At 66.6% G+C, this 3602-nt stretch carries 3 protein-coding genes; all 3 read right to left on the bottom strand.

Going from position 1 to position 3602, the window contains the following annotated elements:
* Positions 1 to 181: 181 nt before the first annotated feature.
* On the bottom strand, positions 182 to 682 hold the full coding sequence (locus H3V53_RS42460; protein WP_054927110.1) for a dihydrofolate reductase: 501 nt from the start codon (positions 680 to 682) through the stop codon (positions 182 to 184).
* A 240-nt stretch (positions 683 to 922) separates the two neighbouring features.
* On the bottom strand, positions 923 to 2449 hold the full coding sequence (locus H3V53_RS42465) for a sigma-54 dependent transcriptional regulator (RefSeq protein WP_336602938.1): 1527 nt from the start codon (positions 2447 to 2449) through the stop codon (positions 923 to 925).
* A 24-nt stretch (positions 2450 to 2473) separates the two neighbouring features.
* On the bottom strand, positions 2474 to 3602 hold a 1129-nt coding region (locus H3V53_RS42470; RefSeq protein ID WP_336602939.1), incomplete at its 5' end, for a hypothetical protein.

Genomic DNA, 3602 nt, shown 5'->3' on the forward strand with positions numbered 1-3602 from the left:
TTTCTTTGCCGCTGCAAAGAAAAGTAGGTGCCGCCCCGCACAGGGGCAACGCTAATCAACCAGAGACAAAGAGCGGATGCCCCCGCAAAGGGCACGCACACACCGGCAACGCCCGCGCCGCAAACGCCCCGTCCCACACGGCAAAACAAACAAAAAACCGCCGCGCCGCGGCAAAAATCCGTTACGCCGACCTGCGCCGATAAACTACAAACGCATACTCGAAATCATTCGGCGCACCCGCGCGATACGTCTCCCGCGAGACCTCGTCCCACAGCGCCGGATCAGGCGCAGGAAAACTGGCGTCGCCGTCAAAGTCGGCGTGAATCTCGGTCACGATCATCTTGTCCGCGCGCAGCGCCCCTTCCTGATAAAGCTGCGCGCCGCCGATCAGAAACGCCTCGGGCGCACCGTCGCGCGCCGCGAGCGCCAACGCATCGTCGAGATTCGTGACGGTGTCGCAGCCTTCGAAACGACGCTGCGCGTCGCGCGTCACCACGATGTTGCGGCGCCCCGGCAGCGCGCGGCCAATCGACTCGTGTGTCTTGCGCCCCATCACGATGGGCGCGCCCATCGTCGTGCGCTTGAAGAAGGCGAGGTCTTCGGGAAGCCGCCAAGGCAGCTGGTTGTCACGGCCGATCACGCCATTGCGGGCGCGAGCGACGATCAGAGTGAGCGTCGTCATGCGTAGAAGAGGGAATCGGGAGGGAATCGGATCACGAAAAAGCGAAAGCCGATTCTACCCGAGCCCGCAGCGCCCGGCCGAACGCACAACGCGCGCGGCCGACCGCCCCAAGCCGTGCCCACACGTGCCGACACGTGCCTGACACGCGCCACGAGCGGTGCCGAACCGTGCCCGGACCGTGCCCGACCCGTGCCGCCACGTTTTCGCCACACCAGGTCTTCCCGTCGAACAGCCGAGCCGCTATTCGCGCGTGTCGTGATCGTCGGGAGACACGTTCTTGCCTTCCGGCTTTTCGTCGCTTTTGACCGCCGCCCTGTCGTCGTTCGACGTATCGCGCAACCCGTGCGTGCCCATCAGCCGGTACAGCGTCACGCGCGAAATCCCGAGGTCCGTCGCCGCCTCGTTCAACCGATGCCGATGGCGCAGCAGCGCCACCTCGATGGCACGCTTCTCGGCGGCTTCGCGCGCTTGCGCGAGGCTCATCGTCTGCGGCTGGCTGAAGTGCGCGAGGTCGAGATCCTCGGCGGAAATCAGCTTGCTCTCCGCCATCACGATCGCGCGGCGCACGCGGTTGATCAGCTCGCGTACGTTGCCCGGCCAGTGGTAGTTGTACATCGCCTCGATCGCCGACGGCGCGAAGCCGCGAATCTTGCGCGCGCTATCCGTCATGAACTTGCCGAGAATGTGATGGGCGAGCAGCTCGATATCCTTGCCGCGCGCGCGCAGCGGCGGCTCGTCGACGCGCAGCACGCACAGCCGGTGGAACAGGTCCTGACGAAAGCGCCCGTCGCGCATCGCGCCTTCGAGATCGACGTGCGTCGCCGAGATGATGCGCACGTCGACGGGAATCGACTCGTGGCCGCCCAGACGCTCGATCTTGCCTTCCTGCAGAAAGCGCAGCAGGCTTGCCTGGCTTTCCATGGGCAGATCGCCGATTTCGTCGAGGAACAGCGTGCCGCCGTTGGCTGCCTCGACGCGCCCGATCTTGCGCTGGTGCGCGCCCGTGAACGCGCCGCGCTCGTAGCCGAACAGCTCCGATTGCAGCAGATGATGCGGAATCGCGCCGCAGTTGATCGGGACGAACGGCGCCTTGCGACGCGGCGAGCGCTCGTGAATCGCGAGCGCGGTCAGTTCTTTGCCTGTGCCCGATTCGCCCGAAATGAACACGCTCGCGTCGGTGTTCGCGACCTTGCGGATCGTGCGGAAGAGCTGCTGCATCGCTTCGCAGGTCCCGACCATCTCGGCGTCGCTGACGGCGGTGGGGTCGGGCGGCAGGTCGGCGTCGCACAGGTTGATCATGCCGTACGCGTGGCCGACCAGATAGTCGATGGTCGCGCTCGCCACGGGGATTTTCACGTAGTCGAAGCAGTAATGCCGGATCAGCCGCCGCACGGCGGGGTCCGCGAGCCGCTCGGGATTCGCGAGCGCGATCCAGCCGACCTGCTGCTGGCGCAGGCTCGTTTCGAGCGCGGGCAGCTCGCGCACGGCGAAGCTCGCCATGTCGACGATGCCCGCGCACGTCGTCGCGGGCTTGATGAGCCGTCCGATCTCGTGCGCCGAGCGCGCGACGAGCACGCTCCAGCCGCGGCTTTTCAGATGCTCGACGAGGGCGTCGTCGGGCGTGCGCGCGACGTACAGCAGCACCCGCGCGGACGCGGCGGGCGGCGTGCCGCGTGACGTCGGCGTCTCGGCTGCGCGTGAGACGGCGAGGCGCAGCCCTGCGCCTGCGAGCGATGTAACTGAGCTCAGATGAGAGGATTCGCGCACGATCTGCCTCGTCTCGGTATCAGGTCAAAAGGTGTAGGGAAAGCGCACGCCGATCACGTAGTTCGGCGCATCCGGCGTCATGCCGAACGAGACGGAGCCGTTGATCGTCAGGTGCTTGTTCACCACGTGGTTCAGGCCGAAATTCATCACGGCCGCCGTCGTTTCGCTGCCGGGCACCTTCACGTAGTCGCCGCCCGGCGCCTTCGTCTTCGAGGACGGTTGCAGCGCGAGCGTGTACGAGATGCTGGCCGAGTCCTTGTCGGAGAACGCGAGCGCGACGCCCGCGCCGAGCTGGAAGATGTCGCCGAGCTTGACGGTGGCCGGCTGCGTCTGCCCCTGCACCGACGAAATGTCCGAGAACGAGCGCGCGATGTTGTACGTGTAGGACAGGCTGCCGAACAGCACGACGGGGTCGTAGGTCTTCAGCACGGAGAGGCCCGCCGTCACGTTCCAGAAACCCGTGCCCGTGGGCAGCTTCGACGGCGCGACGAGATTCGTGTTGTCGGCATCGAGCTGCACGACCTTGAGGCCGAACGGCGAGGTGCCCGTCGGCGCCTTCACGCGCAGGCTGCCGACCACGTCGGGGATGTTGTTGGTCTCTTTCACGATCTGGTAGTAGAGCCCGAAGTTGACGTCGCCGATCGCGTTCGAATTGACCGATGCATCCGACAGCGTGTTCGCCGCGCCGCCCGCGCCGCCGACGATGAACTGGCTGTGCCGGTACACATACGGCACGTCGACATCGACGCTCATGCGGTCGGTGAGGCCGTAGCGCGTGTCGAGGTCGGCCATCACCTGGTGCGACTTGGTCTGCCCGAGGTTGATGTTGCCGAGGAAGATCGCGTCGAGCGCGAGGAAGCCCGACAGCTGCAGCTGGCGGCGGTCGTAGTAGGTGTCGCTGATGCCCCAGTCCAACGTCAGCTTGTGATCGAAGAGGGGCGCGTGCTCGCGTTGCACGACGGCTTCTTCGGCTTGCGTGCGCACCGGCTCGGCGGCTTTCTGGGTTTGCCCGACGGCGCCTTCCGGCAGCCCCGGGCCGCTTGCCTGCGCGTTCGGATTGATGGTGCCGGGCGAGCCTGCCGCCGTCGCGTTGTCCGGCGCGGGGGGATTGACGGGCACGCCCGTCGCCGTGCCCGTCGCGCTGCCCGGCGCG

Origin of the sequence: Paraburkholderia bengalensis (assembly GCF_037126505.1) — a bacterium.
Lineage (GTDB): Bacteria > Pseudomonadota > Gammaproteobacteria > Burkholderiales > Burkholderiaceae > Paraburkholderia > Paraburkholderia bengalensis.

Coding starts and splice junctions, on each gene's coding strand:
- H3V53_RS42460 (WP_054927110.1), bottom strand. CDS start 682: ATGACGACGCTCACTCTGATCGTCGCTCGCGCCCGCAATGGCGTGATC.